1 protein-coding gene is annotated in these 428 nt (G+C 44.2%); it reads right to left on the bottom strand.

Annotation, left to right across the window (positions count from 1 at the left end; all coding sequences use genetic code 11):
* A partial coding sequence (locus AC6UDG_RS07355) for a GTPase (RefSeq protein ID WP_500706944.1) occupies window positions 1-428 on the bottom strand: 428 nt, incomplete at both ends.

The raw sequence follows: 428 nt of genomic DNA, 5'->3' as shown, positions 1-428 counted from the left end.
CTAAGGATTTGGTTCCGTTATCCTTTACGGCTTGGGTCTTAATCACGTTGTCAGCGTGATAGCGGTTCTTTAACTCATCAACATCAATTTTTTCTGGTAAATCCGTTTTATTCAATAGGATAATCCGCTTGCTGTGCTGCGTCAGATCCAAAAGTTCCCGATCTTCGTCAGTCAACGGTTCACTAGCGTTTAACACTAGTAGTACCAAATCAGCCTGCTTGATGGCTTTTCTAGAACGATCGACTCCAATTTTTTCAACTTTATCGTTAGTATCACGAATCCCAGCGGTATCAACTAGGTGCAAAGGAATGCCAGAAACGTTAACGTATTCGTCCAAAACATCCCGCGTGGTTCCCGGCACGTCGGTTACAATCGCCTTGTCTTCGTGTAAGAGACGGTTCAATAAACTCGACTTACCAACGTTGGGC

The sequence above is a fragment of the Fructilactobacillus sp. X2R1C1 genome, from assembly GCF_059901435.1.
Note: the sequence above shows the minus strand (reverse complement) of the source record. Positions and strands in the feature narration are given on the sequence as shown.